This is a genomic window from Robbsia sp. KACC 23696, assembly GCF_039852015.1.
GTDB lineage: Bacteria > Pseudomonadota > Gammaproteobacteria > Burkholderiales > Burkholderiaceae > Robbsia.
The window spans coordinates 709,397-726,919 of the sequence record NZ_CP156626.1 but is presented as its reverse complement, the minus strand read 5'-3'; the positions used below and the strand labels follow the sequence as shown (position 1 = coordinate 726,919).

Annotated in this window: 14 protein-coding genes; 6 read left to right on the top strand and 8 right to left on the bottom strand. The window is 63.9% G+C overall.

Annotated features, from left to right (window positions below; all coding sequences use genetic code 11):
* Window positions 1-129: 129 nt before the first annotated feature.
* Window positions 130-822, top strand: a complete 693-nt coding sequence (locus ABEG21_RS02935) for an aspartate/glutamate racemase family protein (protein ID WP_347555792.1) — start codon at window positions 130-132, stop codon at window positions 820-822.
* 101 nt (window positions 823-923) lie between these two features.
* Here ABEG21_RS02935 and ABEG21_RS02930 read toward each other — a convergent pair whose 3' ends face one another.
* Window positions 924-1,925, bottom strand: a complete 1,002-nt coding sequence (locus tag ABEG21_RS02930) for an SDR family oxidoreductase (protein WP_347555791.1) — start codon at window positions 1,923-1,925, stop codon at window positions 924-926.
* 111 nt (window positions 1,926-2,036) lie between these two features.
* Here ABEG21_RS02930 and ABEG21_RS02925 point away from each other — a divergent pair, with 111 nt between their 5' ends.
* From ABEG21_RS02925 to ABEG21_RS02915, 3 genes are all read left to right on the top strand, one after another.
* Window positions 2,037-2,996 carry a LysR family transcriptional regulator gene (locus ABEG21_RS02925; RefSeq protein ID WP_347555790.1) on the top strand — a complete coding sequence of 320 codons (960 nt, stop codon included), beginning with the start codon at window positions 2,037-2,039 and terminating at the stop codon, window positions 2,994-2,996.
* Window positions 2,997-3,231: 235 nt separating this feature from the next.
* Entirely contained in the window at window positions 3,232-3,690 is a 459-nt protein-coding gene (locus tag ABEG21_RS02920; RefSeq protein WP_347555789.1) for a hypothetical protein, read from the top strand.
* 128 nt (window positions 3,691-3,818) lie between these two features.
* Entirely contained in the window at window positions 3,819-5,057 is a 1,239-nt protein-coding gene (locus ABEG21_RS02915) for an MFS transporter (RefSeq protein WP_347555788.1), read from the top strand.
* 125 nt (window positions 5,058-5,182) lie between these two features.
* On the opposite strand, the gene ABEG21_RS02910 is transcribed toward ABEG21_RS02915, so the two are convergent.
* The gene (locus ABEG21_RS02910; protein ID WP_347555787.1) at window positions 5,183-6,286 is read right to left on the bottom strand and encodes an OmpA family protein; all 1,104 of its coding nucleotides are present in this window, start codon (window positions 6,284-6,286) and stop codon (window positions 5,183-5,185) included.
* A 277-nt stretch (window positions 6,287-6,563) separates the two neighbouring features.
* Between ABEG21_RS02910 and ABEG21_RS02905 the strand changes: the two genes are divergently transcribed.
* Entirely contained in the window at window positions 6,564-7,802 is a 1,239-nt protein-coding gene (locus tag ABEG21_RS02905) for an AGE family epimerase/isomerase (RefSeq protein ID WP_347555786.1), read from the top strand.
* On the opposite strand, the gene ABEG21_RS02900 is transcribed toward ABEG21_RS02905, so the two are convergent.
* From ABEG21_RS02900 to manD, 6 genes are all read right to left on the bottom strand, one after another.
* Window positions 7,799-8,935: a hypothetical protein gene (locus tag ABEG21_RS02900; RefSeq protein WP_347555785.1), complete on the bottom strand. Its 1,137-nt coding sequence runs from the start codon at window positions 8,933-8,935 to the stop codon at window positions 7,799-7,801. The two genes, ABEG21_RS02905 and ABEG21_RS02900, sit on opposite strands and share 4 nt — an antisense overlap.
* 73 nt (window positions 8,936-9,008) lie before the next feature.
* Window positions 9,009-10,445 (bottom strand): serine hydrolase, encoded by a 1,437-nt coding sequence (locus ABEG21_RS02895; protein ID WP_347555784.1) that lies wholly within the window; start codon window positions 10,443-10,445, stop codon window positions 9,009-9,011.
* A 582-nt stretch (window positions 10,446-11,027) separates the two neighbouring features.
* Window positions 11,028-11,753 carry a GntR family transcriptional regulator gene (locus ABEG21_RS02890; protein ID WP_347555783.1) on the bottom strand — a complete coding sequence of 242 codons (726 nt, stop codon included), beginning with the start codon at window positions 11,751-11,753 and terminating at the stop codon, window positions 11,028-11,030.
* A gap of 151 nt (window positions 11,754-11,904) precedes the next feature.
* Window positions 11,905-13,203, bottom strand: coding sequence for an MFS transporter (locus ABEG21_RS02885; protein ID WP_347555782.1), 1,299 nt, complete (start codon window positions 13,201-13,203; stop codon window positions 11,905-11,907).
* A gap of 216 nt (window positions 13,204-13,419) precedes the next feature.
* Complete coding sequence (locus ABEG21_RS02880) at window positions 13,420-14,460, bottom strand: L-idonate 5-dehydrogenase (RefSeq protein ID WP_347556592.1); 1,041 nt, start codon at window positions 14,458-14,460, stop codon at window positions 13,420-13,422.
* Window positions 14,461-14,550: 90 nt separating this feature from the next.
* Window positions 14,551-15,759 (bottom strand): D-mannonate dehydratase ManD, encoded by a 1,209-nt coding sequence (gene manD, locus ABEG21_RS02875; protein WP_347556591.1) that lies wholly within the window; start codon window positions 15,757-15,759, stop codon window positions 14,551-14,553.
* 146 nt (window positions 15,760-15,905) lie between these two features.
* Between manD and ABEG21_RS02870 the strand changes: the two genes are divergently transcribed.
* The gene (locus ABEG21_RS02870) at window positions 15,906-17,516 is read left to right on the top strand and encodes a mannitol dehydrogenase family protein (protein ID WP_347555781.1); all 1,611 of its coding nucleotides are present in this window, start codon (window positions 15,906-15,908) and stop codon (window positions 17,514-17,516) included.
* The last annotated feature ends 7 nt before the right edge of the window (window positions 17,517-17,523 follow it).

Sequence of the window (17,523 nt, the reverse complement as noted above, 5' to 3'; positions counted from 1 at the left end):
TTGGCGGACTGTAGGGAAGCCGGTAGCATCGCTGCGATCGGGCGCACGGCAGGCCCATGGCACGCGTACACGGCCTCTCCGGGCAACACGAGTCCGTCGCACGCTTTTTCATTTTTTTTATTACACGCTATGTCATCGGCACCGCTCGGCATCCTGATGCTCGACACGCAGTTCCCCCGCCCCGTCGGCGACGTCGGCAATCCGCACAGCTATCGCTATCCCGTGGTATTGCGACGCGTACCGCAAGCTACCCCGACGCGGGTCGTACATGAACGCGCCGCCGGCCTCGTCGATGATTTTTGCGACGCCGCGCGGGCGCTTCAGGATGCGGGCTGTCGTGCCATCATCACCAGCTGCGGCTTCCTCGCCCTGCACCAGCAGCGGATGGCCGACGCCGTCGACATCCCAATGGGCACGTCCGCCTTGTTGCTGATCCCCTTGCTGCGAACGCTATTAGGGTCACGGGCGACCGTCGGTGTGCTCACGGCGTCGTCGGCGTCTCTGAGCGACGATCATCTTCGGGCGGTAGACGCGGATCCCGCCACGCCGGTCCAGGGTATGCCACCGGACAGCGCATTTGCCCGGGTCATCATCGGCAATCAAGCCGTCGGCGATATGGCGCAAGTCGGTCAGGATGTGGTCGACGGCGCGCTGGCGCTGGTGCGAAACGCACCGCATATCGGCGCGATCCTGTTGGAGTGTACGAATATGGGGCCCTACCGCGAGCGCATCGCCGCGTTGTGCGGGCGTCCGGTTTTCGACTTGATCGATTTGGCGAATTTGCTGATGCAGTCCACGCCGAGCTTGTCGGCGCAGCGCTGAATCGGCGTACGCCGACCGTGCAGCGGCGTCGGCGCGACGCAATCGCCAATGCGACGGCAAAGCGGGCGTGCCTTCCATTTCGAGACGTGCCGCCCTCCGGCTCAGCTATCGACTTCCGTCGATAGCGCGATGTCGCGTTGCGCGTCGAGCGCAGCGATGCGCTCGACGAGGGCCGCGCGGACGCGATCGTACGAGGCGGCGCCCACGAGCAGGCGGCGGGGTGCGGGCGTGCCGGTTGCCGATCCGGCCGCAACAGCACCCTGCCCGGCCGCGGCCGCCTTATCGGATGCCGTCCCGCGCGGTCGGCGATGTCGATCCACGAGCGCCACCATTTCACGCGCGACCTTCGTCGGGTCGCCGGTCAGCGGAAAGGCGCGATCCTGGAAAGCACGACGCACGTCGCCGGCTGGGGTGTCGTCATACACCGCCATCGGCGGCGGGCTATCGAGGCCGGTACCGAAACGCGTGCGTGTCGGGCCCGGCTCGATCAGCGTGATCTCGATGCCGAACGGCAGCACTTCCTGCGCCGTGGCTTCGACAAAGCCCTCGATGCCCCATTTGGTCGCGTGATACAGGCTGAAATTGGGATAGGCGATCTGACCGCCTTCGGACGATACCTGCAGAATATGGCCGCCGCCCTGCGCGCGCAGATGCGGCAATACCGCGCGAATCAGCTGGATCGAGCCGACGAGATTGGTGTCGATCTGCCGCCGTATCTGCGTATCGCTGACTTCTTCCGCCGCCCCGAAAAGGCCATAGGCGGCATTGCTGACCACCACGTCGATGGCGCCGTGCGCCTGGAACGCTGCGTCCACGACGCGTCGAACGGCCTCCGTGTCCGTAAGGTCCAGTATCAATACGTGCAAATGCGCCGGATAGTCACGCTGCAAATCGGTGAGCGCGTCCGCCCGTCGTACCGTCGCCAGTACCGTGTCGCCCCGGGCCACTGCGGCGTGGGCAAGGGACAGGCCGATGCCGCTCGAACAGCCGGTGATCAACCACGTTGCCGGCGTGGCGGGGGAAGGCTTCGCCGCGGGATAGTGAGATGATGCGGGCGCGTCTGCGCCAGCTTGGGAAAGCGCGGAATGCGATGTCGATGTCATGTCGATGTCCTCGGTCTTGAACGAAAAGTCTCGAAGAGACACTTTTAAGATACGCGCTCGAGACTGCTGTTACTATCGATACAATCCGATATGTGGCAGTGAAAATTCCCCATGAATCGCACGCCGGCTTTGCAAGAGTTGACCGCCTTCGCCGCCATTGCGACGCACGGGAGTTTCCGCAAGGCGGCCGACGAGCTGGGCGTATCACCGTCGACGCTCAGCCATCTGATGCGCACGATGGAAGCATCGCTGGGAGCACGGCTGCTGCACCGGACCACTCGCAGCGTGGCGCCGACGGAAGTCGGCACGCGGCTGCTCCTGCGATTGCAGCCCTTGCTGTGCGATCTCGACACCGCCCTGCGTGACGTTGCGCCAAGCGGGCCGCCCAGCGGCACGGTGCGAATCAATGCGAGCAATGTCGCGGCGCGCGTGATGCTTCAGTCCTTTTTGCCCGACTTTCTGGCGCGCCATCCCACCATTCAGGTGGACCTTGTCACCGAAGGGCGGCTCGTCGATATCGTCGCCGACGGTTTCGACGCGGGCGTGCGATTGGCGGAAGCCGTTCCGGCCGATATGATCGCCGTCCCGCTTGGCCCGCAGGCACGCTTTATCGTCGTGGCCACACCGGCCTATCTCGATGCGCATCCCGAGGGCCGTCCAGAGATGCCTCAGGATCTGATGCGGCATCGGTGCATCCGTTTTCGGATGCCAAGCGGAAAACGGTATCGCTGGGAGTTCGCCCGGCATGGCACGACGCATGCGCTCGACGTGCCAGGTGCATTGACGCTCGACGACCCTGAATTGATGGTGCAGGCAGCCTGCGCCGGCGTGGGGATTGCCTATGTCTCCTTCCAAAGCGCGGCGGATGCCGTTGCGCGCGGCGAGCTGGTCACGTTGCTGGATGCGTGGTGCCCCTGGATTCCGGGACTCTGCCTGTATTACCCCGGACATCGCCACATTCCCCCCGCGCTGCGCGCGCTGATCGATTGCGTCAAACAATCGTCACGTCCCGCGCACGACGATCGACATTCGCGCGATCCCGAAAGTCGCACTGATCAAAATCGCAGCTGATCGCAGCCGATTAATCAATGCGACGGATCGGTTCGCATTTCGGGTTAACCCTTAAATCGGTCTACGTCGGAAACGAGACAGATTGACCGCATCGCCGCCGTCGCAGAAAGTCCCGACGATGACAAGCGGCATCGTCGTCCATCGATTGTGATTACACGCCACACATTCGACAATTTCCTGTTGCGAATCAATTCTCATGGCGGTAGTCTACTTTTTTAGGCGTGTGGGAAGCGAGATGAACCTGCAATTAGCAAGTGCGTGGCTGCAATACACAAAAGTCCATTTTTCCGATATTCACGAATTCGCGGCACGTTGCCGAATTGGTGCGCGTGAAGCGGGCCGCGAATCCGCGGCATTGTTACTGCTGGCTGCAAAAGCAGAAACGTTCACCGATCGCTACGCGGGCATTCCGGCATCGGACGCGGTCGTGGACGCCTTTGCCGCGTCGCTGCTGCACGACGCCGGCGCGATGCGCGACGCCAGTCTGTCGAGCGACCAAGCCTTGATCGACGCGATGTCGATGGTGGCTGCCGGCGACGGCGACCGGCTCGACGACCTCATGTTGGGTCACTCGGACCGTCATGCCGCACCGTTGACCTGTGCTGAAACGCTCGCCGTGCGCGAGGCGATGTCGGCGCACCACGGACGCAGCCATTTCCTCGACGTCGATCAAATCGATCACGTATCGATGTAATGTCACGCGGGTGCAACGCCCCTGACCGTCACGCGCGGACTGCGAGCCGCTCGTGAACGGCCACGCTCGACAGCGTTTTCTGAGACGGGTATCGTTCGGCTCGTCGCATCCTCCTGTCGAACTTCCCCATGAATGCTTTATCCGACACGCCCGCCGATGGCGCGGTGACCCCCTACGCTCGCCGTGCATTGATCGGCGCGGCCGCCGGGTACGCGATGGACGGCTTCGATCTGCTGATTCTGGGCTTCATGCTGCCGGCCATCGGTGCGGCCTTGCATCTGACGCCCGGCGAAACGGGCGCGATCGTCACGTGGACCCTGATCGGCTCCGTCGTCGGGGGCGTGGTATTCGGCGCGCTCAGCGACCGTTTCGGCCGCGCCCGCGTGCTCACCTGGACCATCTTCCTCTTCGCGATCTTCACCGGCTTGTGTGCCTTTGCGCAGAGCTATCGCGCACTGCTCGTCTATCGCACGATCGCCGGTCTCGGCCTGGGCGGTGAATTCGGCATCGGCATGGCGCTGGTCGCCGAATGCTGGCCCGCCGCCAAACGGGCACGGGCTTCCGCCTATGTCGGCCTGGGTTGGCAGGTCGGCGTGCTCGCCGCCGCGATGTTGACGCCGATCCTGCTGCCGATGATCGGCTGGCGCGGCATGTTCGTCGTCGGCGTGCTACCCGCACTGGCGGCGTGGTTCATGCGCAAGACCTTGCATGAACCCGAGGTCTTTATCGAGGCCAAACGCGAGCGCGAAGCCAAGCCGGGCTGGGGTGCCAAGCTCGCCTTGCTGTTCGCCGACGCCCGCACCACCAAGCTGAGCCTGGGCTGTCTGGTGCTCTGCTCGGTGCAGAACTTCGGTTATTACGGGATATCGATCTGGCTGCCGAGCTATCTGTCGAAGACGCTCGGGCTGTCGCTGATGAAGTCCGGTCTGTGGACGTCGGCCACCGTCCTCGGCATGATGGTCGGCATTTATATCTTCGGACAGCTGGCGGATCGTATCGGCCGACGTCCCAGCTTCCTGCTGTTTCAAGCCGGCGCGGCGATCATGGTCTGCGTGTACGCCACATTAAGCGCACCGATGGCGATCCTGTGTGCCGGTATCGTGATGGGCGCCTTCGTCAACGGCATGCTCGGCGGTTACGGTACCCTGATGTCGGAGGGTTATCCCACCGCGGCGCGTGCCACCGCGCAGAATGTGCTGTGGAATGCGGGCCGTGCCGTCGGCGGCTTCGGACCCTTGGTGATCGGCTCGATTGCCAGCGCCTACTCGTTCCAGACCGCCATTGCGATGCTGGCGGCTATCTATGTGCTCGATATGGTCGCGACGTGGTTCCTGGTCCCGGAAATGAAGGGCCAGACCCTGCATTGAAAAAGCCGGCGCAATGCCGGCTCCAGGACCGCGATTCGCCCGTGCCGCGTCGCGCGCGGATGTCACGCGACACCCCACCCCCGTGTGGCACAGGATCAAGGCGCGCTCAGCGCGCTTGGCCGCTCTCAGCGGAAGATGACATCGACGCGACGGTCGCTGTCGTCGGCCAGCGCGACATCCTTCGCCACGCCGACTTCGCTGCGAACCGTCAGTTGCGAGGCGACGACACCGCGTCCCAGCAGATGCTTTCGAACCGCTTCGGCCCGTTTGCGGGCAAGCGTGCGGTTATATCCGACCGCGCCGTGACTGTCCGCGCGCCCGGAAAGAATCGCATGGCGGGCGGGATCGCGTAGCAGTTCCGCCACGACGGGCTCCAGGGCCTTCGCATGCGCCGGCGCCATCGTACTGGCGTTGAATGCGAAAGGAATCGCTACCGTTGCCAGCACAGGCTGACCTGCCGCGGCGCTTGCTGGCGCATTGCCGCTCACGATGCGGCCGTCGCGGACCGTCGTCTCGACGTCGGCCGCGCGATGCTTCGCGAGCGCCTCTCTGGCGATGGCGTCGGCCGGCACGGTCGCATCGGCTTGCGTGACCTCGCGCTTCGCCGCGTCGAGCTGCGTGACGTCGCCCTTGGCCAGATCGTGCACTGCCGCGTCGGTCTTCGCGGCCGCGAGCTTCACCGCATCGGATTTCACCGCCGCCGTGTCCGCCTCGCGCTTCGCAACATGCGATGCTGCTACGCCGGCCTTCGCCGGTCCGGGCTTTGCAGCACCAGTCCCACCCTCTGTCTTGCCGTCAGACTTCCGCGCCACGCCGCGTGCATCCTCATCGCGCAGCCGCACGCCGAGACGCCCCAACAGCGCGCTACCGCCTTCCGCCAGCGACGCCACGCCCTTCGCCGTCTGATCGAGGATCGCGGTACCGCGATCCCCAATCGCATTCAGACCGACGGGATCCGACTCCGCGACCGCAGCGCCAACCGCGGCGGTCTCCGCCTTGACGTCGGCCGCGGCCGACGAGGCCGCACCCTTGGCATCCGACACGGCGGCCGCTGCCGCCCCCTTCGCGTCCGAGGCCGCCGCGTTGGCGGCGTCGCGCGCATCGGAAGCCTTTTCGGCAACGCGCGCGCTATCGGTCGAAACGCTATCGCCGCAGGCTGACAGCGCAAGCGCGACGCCGAACATCAGCGTCGCGACCGACAGGTGACATAGATTCCTGGCCTTCGTCATTTCGCATTCCTTATTCATCGAAATTGAAGCGGCAAAATCGGCCCGCCCCGGACTGGCGCAACCAGCGTTGCCTCCCTTGGCCCAGGCATCGAGAACGGATACCCTAGGGCGGGCAACATTGTTTCGGCAATCGTGGGGTAAGCGCGCTCCGCCACCGACAGAGGGCATGGTGCACCCGGAATCGGCTCGCGGTCGCGCCGCCCGACGCGCAATTTCGGGTCATGCAATAATGTTTCGGAGAAGCGGCGAACAACCGCCTGATCAGGAGACGACCCGCATGCCGGATTTTCGCGCCCCGCCCTTCCTCCGTGCCCATATCCGGGACACGCTCGCGTTTTACGCACCGCACGGCTTCGATTCGACCGGGGGCTTTTATCACGCCTATCGGGACGACGGCACCGTTTTCGACCCGCTGATCCGACACCTCGTCAGCAGTTGCCGCTTCGTTTTCAACTACGCCACGGCGTACCGCGCCTTCGGCGACCGGGCGGATCAGACCCGCACCGCGCATGCACTGCGCTTCGTTCGCGACGTGCATCGCGACCCGGTCCGCGGCGGCTATGATTGGACGCTGAAATGGCGCCACGGCGCGGGCGGTGCGCCATCGATGAAGATCGACGTCGACGCGACGCGCCATGCCTACGGTCATGCGTTTGTTTTACTCGCTTATGCGCACGCCACCCTCGCCGGCCTCGAAGAGGCACGTCCGCTGATCGGCGAAACGTTCGCGCTGATCGAGCGACATTTCTGGGATGCAGCGGGGCAGCTCTACGCGGACGAAGCAGGCGGCGATTGGACGCTACGCGCATACCGGGGGCAGAATGCCAATATGCACATGACGGAAGCGCTATTGGCTGCCTACGATGCGACAAAAGAGATCCCCTATCTGCAACGCGCCATCACCGTCGCGGAAAACATTACGGTGCGGCAGGCGGCGCTGACCCACGACTTGATCTGGGAACATTTCGATACGCAGTGGCAAGTAGATTGGGATTACAACAAGGACGATCCGAGCAACCTGTTCCGGCCCTGGGGATTTCAATTAGGCCACCAGATCGAATGGGCGAAGCTGCTCTTGCAACTGGAGCGACGCGTGAATGCCGTTCCTCAATTGGCGGCGCAAGCATCATGGATGTTGCCGCGCGCACGCGCGCTGTACGACGCCGGCATGGGCCCCGGCTGGGACGCGCAATATGGCGGCGTTCTTTTCGGCATGGCGCCGGACGGCACCATTTGCGATAGCGACAAATACTTCTGGGTCCAGGCGGAAGCCATCGCCGCCGCCGCCCGTCTCGCACGGCGCACCGGAGAATCGCGTTACTGGGATGACTACGACCGGCTATGGACCTATTGCTGGGCGCATTTCATCGATCATACCCATGGCGCCTGGTATCGGATCTTGCGTCGGGACAACAGCAAGATCGACGCGCTGAAGAGTCCGCCCGGCAAGACCGATTACCATACGATGGGTGCCTGCCACGATGTCCTGACTGCCTTGGACGAAGTGAAGCGCTAGCCGGCCGGGACCGTCACCACGGGCGGAGCAGTATTCTGATCGGCCTGCGCCAACGCGACGATTTCCTGCACGATGCCGAGCGCGTATTTCGAGTCGAAATCGTCGGCATCGACCCAATAGGCGTGCCCGCGATACTGGATGGCGACAAAGGCTTCCTTCGGCGCTTTCGGCCCGCTATGCACGATCACGGTCGGACGGCTCTCGCCGCCGACCAGGCCGATCGTCGGCTTGGTCGCGCCACTGACGATGTCCTGGTCGGGTACGTTCACCTGCGCGCCGAGATCGCCGAGGATACCGAGCACGGATCGCGTCACCATCGGGATCTGGTCGGTGTTCGAGGCCGATTGTCCATACACCACCGGATAGGTGTGCGTCTTTTCCGACAGGTGCAATAAGCGACGCACCAGTTGCAAGTCCGCGCGCGTCTGCGCCGACTCGCCGCCCGCCGTCGCGCTCAGGATCAGGGACACGACCGCCGGCGTATTCGCGGCGCTCTGATTCGCTTCCGGCGTCGCGTGCGGTGCTTTCTTGCCATCGGCATCGGTCGCCTGCGCCGTATAGCCGACCGTCAATTCGCCGGCCTGCTGCAAGCGGCGTAGCGCCTGGATTAATTGAAAGAAGCCGGAGGAGCCATCGCTGTTCGGGCCACCCAGCAACGACGCATTCTGCAAGCCGGCTATCGACTGCACGGTCAGGCGCAGCAGCAGATCGATCGGCACCCCGCTCTCGGCGAGCGGCAGCAGCAGCGTTGCGGGGAGCGGATGGATATAGGCCGTCGCGAGCGCCTCGCCGGTCGTCGGCGTGAAGGTGAAAGTCGGATGGTTCGAATAGGAAGCGGTAGCCGTGCCGATCAACGGCGAGTAGCTTTGCACGCCCGGCCCCGCATTCACGGTCGCACCGCTGCCGGCATCGAATTGATAGGCAGCAATGATCTGCGTGACGCTGAGGAAACCGGGCGGATCGGCATAGCGGAGGCCCACGACCTCGGACAGAATTTCGCGTTTCTTCGCGTCGCCCAGCGCGCGCGCGTAATCCACTTGGTCCGCCCGAAGCCGCTTGGCGCCGAACGACGCGCAACCGCTGCTTACGGCGCAGATACAGAATAAGGCGGTCAGGAGAACAGTTTTTCGCATCGGCGGCACATCGACAAGGTCAGCTTTTATGCTACCCCAGGGCGCAAGGACCTGCAGACGCCGCTCGCCATACTCATGGCCGTAAGCCGGAAGGATCTATGACCGATACGATCCGTGCAGCTGCGGCGACTCGCGCCTCGATCGGCACATTCTTGTTGAACAGCATGACCACGCCTATGCGACGTTGCGGGATAAAAACCAGGTAAGTGCCGAAGCCGTTGGTCGAACCGGTCTTGTTGATCCAGACGATTGGGGATGCCGCGGCGTCGGATGCGTCGGGCACATTGGCACCCTTGCCTTTCCGCGTCAGCAGCGTCGCCGGCAGCGTCTTCAGTGCAGCGCCATTTCCGTTGCCGGCCTGCAGCGCGGCCAGCGAGACCGGATAAACGTACTGCTCCCACATCAGGTCCTGCGTGATCGTGCCCGCCTGCAGCCAGGGGCGCTGCGTGGCCGCGAAGGCGGCGAGCCACGCGGCCCGGCGCGAAGGCGCCGTGACAGACACGGGCACGGGCACCTTCGTCTCCGCCTCCGCCGGCGCCGTACCGCGCGTCTGCGTATCGGGGAGGCGCCCTGCCTCGATCTGTAGATCGAGATAGCGCACCAAGTCGGCGGCACTCGATTTCACGCCATAGGCCTCGTCCGCCAGCAAGTCGGGATGCAGCCGTATCGGTCGATCGTCGCGTGTATAGCCTTGGGCATAATCGAGCATCCGATTTCGCGAAACGGTCAGAAACGTGTCGCGCATGCCCAGAGCCGGCAGCATGTCGGCTTGCATGATATCGGCATACGGCCGTCCGACGCGTTGCGCCGCCGCCCACCCCAGCACCCCGATGCCGACATTCGAGTAACGTCGCTGCAAGCCTGCGGCGGCGTTTGCGGGCCCCCTCTCCTGCGGTGGCGTCCAGTGCTGCAGATAGGCGAGCAAATGCGCCTCGTCGCCGACACCGTCCGGCAAATTCATCGGCAGGCCGGCGCTGTGCGTGCCCAACTGCCACATCCGAATCTCGTCGAATGCACTACCCCGCAGCGTCGGTACCACGTTACTGACAGTGTCCTGCCACCGAAACAAACCGCGCGCTCGCGCCTCCGCTGCGACCGCCGCCGCAAAGGTCTTGCTGGCGGAACCGATCTCGAACAAGGTGCGCCGGCTCACCGGCCGCTTCGACTCGCGCGATGCCTGGCCGTAGTTGAAAAAGTGATGCCGCCCGTCGATCGTTACGCCGACGGCGATACCCGCCACGCCGTACTGCGCGCGGATCGACGCCATGACGGCGTCGACAGTCGGCGCGAGGTCCGATATCGGGGCCGCCGGCGGGGCTAGCGCATCGGCAGCGGTCGGCGCGATCGTCGGGGGCCGGGTCGGGGTCGGCGGCGTCCGCGCCAGCGCCGCTGACGCCCATCCCGCGACACTTGCCACATAGCCGACGATGACCACCGACAGCAGAGAATGGCGTATCGACGCCTGCGTTCGTTTTCCTGCCATCGTCGCCATGCCCGTCGTCTCCGTCATTAATGATCGTTGCAACAGCAACCGCGGCAACATCATGTCGTTGCCGCATCGTCCCTGTCATCTGGCGACGATTATCATCAATCGATCGGAAAGCGTCCAAGCAATCTTATCGGCAGGCGGTGATACGCGGCAGAGTCTCATCGCGCAGCGGGCCGATGCGTCAGGGAGCGTCAGGGCTGGTGGTGAAGGTGGCGATGTAAAGGGCTGGCGTGGGACTGACGCCGCCGCCGATGTTCGCGCGGCAGATGCAATCCGGCACGCTGATTGGACCATTCGAGACCGAAATCGATGCCGGAAGCAAACGACTCACCCACGCCGAAACGCGCGGAGAGCGCGACGAAACGGCAGCGGTGCAGTTTTTTTAGGACGGGATCATTGCGCAGTCGACGACGGGCGCGTGACCCTCCTGACAAGATTTCTAGCGGGCGACGACGCATCGCGGTGGTTCTCCAGGCAGTAATGACACTGCCTGCGCCATCGCAAAACACATGCCAGAGCATCCGGATTTTCCCGAGGCGCCGAGAAAGTCCGCTCCTGGCGCAGGCTCGTTCTGTGCCTATCCGATGCAAACGGCCTTTCGTGTCAGTGCGTCTCGAACCAGTCGGGATGCCGTTGCGCGACCGGGCCCAGCGTCGAGAGGATTTCACGCAAATGACTGCTCATCGCCGCATCCGCTGCGGCGGCGTCATGCCGCTTCAACGCCGCCAGGATCGCCGAGTGCTGCTTGATCAGCGAGTCCAGTGGCGAATCGTCGGGCAAAGTGAGATAGCGCACGCGATCCATCTGCGCCTTCAAATCCTGAATCGCATCCCACGCCGAAGGGCAGTCGATCGACTCCGCCAGCAATTGATGAAAGCGCTCGTCGAGCGCGAGAAACGCGGCCGTATCGCTTGCCTTCGCCGCAACCCGCTGCGCCTTGATATTGACCGCGAGTTCGGCCAGATGCGCATCGCTGATGCTGACGGCGGCCTGCGCCACCACGGCACGCTCGATGGCTTCGCGAATGAAGCGCCCGTCGCGCACCTGCTTCACCGAGATTTTTCGGACAAATGTACCGCGCTGCGGCAACACTTGCAGCACCCCGGCTTCCGCAAGTTTGATGAAAGCCTCGCGAACCGGTTGCCGGGAGACCTGAAACATCTGCGAAACGTCTTTCTCGGACAGCGGCGTTCCCGGCGTCATCGTGCCGGTGAAGATCGCATGCCGCAGCGCACGATAGATCTGCCGATTGATCGGTTCATGCGATTCCGGCGACAGATGCGCCGTCAGATCGGGCAGCGCGGCCGAGATCGGCAACGACGCGTTCACGACGCGTTCCGAGTCGGCATCCGCGGCGCGCTTGCCGACCCGCGACGCATCGCGCGAGGACGCGCGGGACGGGGACTGGCGAGGGCTCCCAGCGGGAGACGAAGGCGGCGTGGGAGTGGACGGCACGGCATCGGGACGGTCATTTCTGGCGTCACGATAGTACCACGCCCTTTTTGGCCACCTTGTGGCTGGCGTCCGGGCGGATGAACAGCCATGAACACACCGCTCCGATCAAGGCAATCACACCCGCGAGCACGAAGGCGCTGACATAGCTGCCATTCATCCACTGGACGATAAAGCCGGTCAGCGCCGGCCCGATGACGCCCGCGAGATTCGCCAGCAAGTGGATGAAGCCCCCTACCCCGCCGACGTTCTCGCGCCGGACCACATCGTGAATGACGCCCCAATACACAGCGCCGGTCACGTAGAGGAAGAAAATCGAGACGGACATCAAGGCAACCGCCCCGGTGGTGCTGTCGACCCGACCGGCAAAGCCGACGCACAGCGCCGACATGCCGAGGCAAATCGCCAGGACCCAACGGCGCGACTGCAAGGGATCGCCGGTGACGCGCAGGATCATATCCGTCAGAAAGCCGCCCGCCGCCAAACCGATGCTGCCGAGCAGCCAGGGAATCACCGTCACCAGGCTCATCTGTTTCAACGGCAGATGGTGCACCTCGGTTAGATAAGTCGGGAACCAGGACAGAAAGAAAAACAGCACGTAGTTATAGGAAAAGAAAGCGATTGCAGTGGCGAGCACGATTGGCTGCTTCAGGTAGAAGCCGAGGCCGGCATGCCGCCCCGCGTCGCCACCGAGTACCGTGTCGGCCTGCGCACGACCTTCCTCGATCAAGGCCAGTTCTTCGGCGGTGATTCGCTTGTTGTCACGCGGCAGTTCGGTCGTGGTGGCGACCCAGAAAACCAGCCAGATCAGACCCAGCACCATCGTGCCGACAAACGCCCAGCGCCATCCCCATTGCAGCACGAACAGACCAATGACGGGGCCGGCGATCGCGCCGCCCAACGGCGTGCCCGAACTGATCACGCCGACGGCACTGGTGGCTTCGCGATGCGGAAACCAGTTGTTGACCATCTTGTTATTCGACGAGCTGAACGGTCCTTCACCCATCCCGAAAAGCACGCGCAGCACCAGTAGCGAACCCAGTCCCGTCGCCAGTGCAGTGGCACCGCAGAACAACGACCAGACGCCCATTGCGGCGCCGAAGACACGCTTCGCGCCGATGCGATCGGACAGCACGCCGCCGACAAAGTTGAACAAGGCATAACCGACAAAGAAGCTGCTGAACACGATGCCCATCTCGGCATGCGTGAAATGCAGATCCTTTTGGATCAGCGGCGCGGTGATCGACAGCGCCGACCGATCCAGATAATTGATCACCCCGGCAATGAACAACATACCGACCACATACCAGCGTTGACTGCGAAACATGTCGCCTCCTATCCGATCATCTTGCTTACCGGTCCGGCATCGATCACGGGCATGGACAGGATCGTTCGCACGATGACGCCGTTCCTGACCCTACGCCCTTCACGCTGCCGCCCTGGTTGCCGTGATTCTGTTGTGGTGTATCGTGCCGTCACGCCGATCCCGCGCTGCCGCCCGATGGGCAAAAAGGACGGCATCGTGACGGCGTCCGCAGGCACGTCAGTCGAACGCCAGGTGTACCTTCATCGACTGGCCGCGATCCAACGCCACTTCGAAGGCCTGGTTGACGTCGGCCATCTCGAAACGATGCGTCATCAGCGGCCGCGGATCGATCTTGCCGGTGGCGAGTTCCTCGACCGCCACCGCATACTCCTCGTTCGTGAACCGGAAGGAGCCCTGATAGCGTAGTTCCTTTGCCATGATCAGGTTCGCTGCCACCGGCGACTGCCCGGCCGGCAGATTCCCTACCTGCACGACCACGCCGCCGGCGCGCGCCGCACGCAGCGCCGTATCCAGCCCGGCGGACGAACCGGAGGCCTCGATCACGACATCGAACGTGCCGCGCTGTTGCGCCCAGGTATCGATGCGCGCGGTGTCGTTCGCCAGCGCCGTTTCATCGGCTCCCACCTCGGATGCCATCTTCAATGCTTTTTCCGCGAGATCGATCGCCACCACGCGATGCGCGCCCGCGCGCTTTGCCACGCTCAGCAGCAGGCATCCGATCGGACCGCATCCGACCAGCAGCACGCTCGCGCCGAGCATCGTTCCGGCCTGGCGCACCGCATGCAGCGCGACCGACAGCGGCTCCGCCATCGACGCCGTCGCGAAGTCGAAGGTATCGGGTACCGGGAAGCACTGTGTCGCATTGGCCAGCAAGTACTGGCGGAACATGCCCTGCGTATGCGGGAAGGTCGAGGCACTGCCCATGAAACGCATACTGAGGCAATGATTCGGCATGCCCTTGACGCAGAAGCGGCACTGTCCGCAATTGACGCCAGGGTTCACGGCAACACGCTGCCCCACTTTCAGCGACGTCACGCCGACGCCCAGGGCGCTGATTTCCCCCGCGACTTCGTGCCCGAGCACGAACGGTTCCTTTACGGCGAAATCGCCGCTCTTACCCTTGAAATAGTACGAGAGATCGGAGCCGCAGATCCCTCCGGCGCGCACCCGCACGGCCACCTGCCCCGCGCCGGGCTCCGGTTTATCCCATTGATCGATGCGCACATCCTTGGGCGCATGCATCACCGCTGCAAACATGGTCATTCTCCGCGTCGTCGCTTGTTGATCGTTTGCCGCGCCGCCCTGCCGCCGAGGGCCATCGGGCGCGTCATTGCAAAGGGTCTTCGATTACCAATTCCAAAGCGTGCCGTCGTCGAGGCGCGCAACCGGCAGATAGGCCGGATCGTAGGGATAGCGCGCCGCCAGCTTCTCGTCGATCTCCACGCCGTGGCCCGGCGCCTCGCCCGGATGCATGAGGCCGCCGTCTTTGGTCCAGGCATGCGGGAAGACTTCCAACGCCTCCTCCGGATAGCCCATGTATTCCTGCACACCGAAATTCGGGATAGCCAGGTCGAAGTGCAAAGCCGCGCCCATGCAGACGGGCGACAGGTCCGATGCACCGTGACAGCCGGTGCGCACTTGATAAAGCGATGCGAGGTCGGCGATGCGCTTCAGATGCGTGATGCCGCCGGCGTGGGTCAACGTCGCGCGGATGTAATCGATCAGTTGCTCTTCGATCAACTGCTTACAGTCCCAGATCGAATTGAAGATTTCACCGACGGCGATCGGCGTCACCGTGTGCTGCCGGATCAAGCGGAACGCTGCCTGATTTTCCGCTGGCGTCGGATCCTCGATCCAGAACAGACGATAAGGCTCGACCGCTTTGCCGAGCCGTGCGGCCTCGATCGGCGTCAGACGATGATGCGCATCGTGCAGCAGGTGATGATCGAAACCAAAGCGTTCGCGTACCGCTTCGAACAGCTTCGGCGCGAAATCGAGATACTTTTCCGTCGACCAATATTGCTCGTCGACACGGCCCTTCGTCGCCGGCTCATAGGTGCCCCCGCCCTTCGAAACACCATAGACGGAACGCATGTTCGGCACGCCGCTTTGAATGCGGATCGCCTGATATCCGGCCTCGGCATAGCGCGCGAATTCGTCGAGTGCCTCGGGGATATCGCGCCCGGTCGCGTGACCATAGACCATCACGCCGGTACGGGAGGCGCCCCCCAACAGCTTGTACAGGGGCATACCGGTCGACTTGCCGAGGATGTCCCATAACGCCATATCCACCGCGCCGATCGCCGACATCGTGACCGGCCCGCGGCGCCAATACGCGCCTTTGTACAGCAGTTGCCAGGTGTCCTCGATGCGACTCGCATCGCGTCCGATCAACATCGGACAGACGTGATCGCGCAGATAGGAGGCGACGGCAAGCTCGCGCCCGTTCAACGTCGCGTCGCCGAGCCCATGTACCCCGTCCTCGGTGCGGATTTTCAAGGTGACGAAGTTCCGTCCCGGACAGGTGATGATCACTTCGGCGCTGACGATCTTCATGCCGCTCATTGCAAGTCTCCCGTATTGCCCGATCGCTCGGCCGCTCGCGCTCCCTTCCAGGGACCGCCAGGCAGACCGCGATGTAAGCGCATTCAAAACCAATAAAGGAATGCTACCATACAAGTATTAAAGACAAGGATCAGCGTATGCCCGCATCTTCTGTAGCCGGTCAGCCCCTGCCCCCATCGGGCGACGCCGCGACATCGCGCCCGGACGAATGCGCGGCCGCGGTGCCCCCCACGGCCCATCCGGCGCCGAACTTGAACCACGCGACGCTGGCGGCGTTACCAGCCGCGCATTTGCGCGGGCCGGGTGCGCAATGGCGGGAACCGGAAATCGGCATCGTACATTTGGGATTGGGCAACTTTCATCGCGCTCACCAGGCGCTTTACACCGAGGACGCAATGCTTGCGGCGGGCGGCGACTGGGGAATCTGCGGCGTCTCCTTGACCGGCAATGTGGAAAAGCGCGACGCCTTCCGCGCGCAAGACGGCCTCTACAGCCTCGTCCAGCGGGGCCCCGACGGCGTCGAGGTACAGGTGATACGGTCGCTACGCGAGGTGCTGACCTGTCCGGACGACGCCGCGCGCTTGATGACGCGGCTCTGCGCGCCGGCATGCCGCATCGTGTCGCTGACGGTGACCGAGAAGGGGTATTGCCGCGACGCCGACGGTGAAGTCGATACGCATCACCCTGACATCGCCGCCGACCTCGCGCACTTCCCGACGGTACGCACGGTGCCCGGCTGGCTGGTCGGGGCGCTGGCCCGTCGCCGCGCCGCGGGCATGGCGCCATTCACGGTAATGTCATGCGATAACCTATCGCACAACGGCGCCGCCTTGAAACGTGTGGTCGTCGGTTTTGCCGCGGCCTTGGACAAAGCGTTAGCCGACTGGATTGCACGCGAAGTCGCTTTCCCATCGACGATGGTCGATCGCATCGTGCCGGCCAGCACCGCCGACGACCTGACGGAAGCCGCGCATGCGCTCGGCTGCCGCGATGCCTTGGCCGTGCCGTGCGAGCCATTCCGGCAGTGGGTCATCGAGGATCGTTTTAGCGCCGGACGACCGGCATGGGAGCACGTCGGTGCCACGCTGGTGGACGATGTCGCGCCCTATGAGCTTGCAAAGTTGCGCATGTTGAACGCGGCACACTCGACGCTCGCTTATTGGTCGCTGCTGCTGGATATCGAGACGATCGACCGCGCGGTGGCGACGGCGCCCCTGCAGCGCTACGTTCATGCGCTATTGACCGACGAAATCATGCCGGTACTTGGCGCAAACGCCGGTATCGCGACATCCGATATCGACTTGGCGACCTATCGGGATGCATTGCTGACGCGCTTCGCCAATCCGGCCTTGAAACATCGCAGCGCACAGATCGCGATGGATGGCAGTCTGAAGCTTCCCTTGCGATGGGTGCCGTCATTGATGGAGGCGCGCGCACTCGGTATCGCGGCGCCGCGCCTGACGTCGAGCATTGCCGCGTGGATCGTGTTTCTGTCGGGGCGATCGGTCTCCGATCGACGCTTTCCGATCCAGGACCCGATGGCACCGGCCTTGCGGGACGCGATCGGGGCAGACGATGCGAGCGACGGCGACGATGCGGCGCGCGTGTCGGCGCTACTGTCCATACCGGCCATCTTCCCGCCGGAACTCGCCGCCGACGTCGCCTTTCATCGCAGCTTGACCGATGCGGTCAAGGCGATCCGCGCCGATCCGGCCGCGGCGTTACAAGCCGCGGTCAGCCCGACCTAAGCAGGCC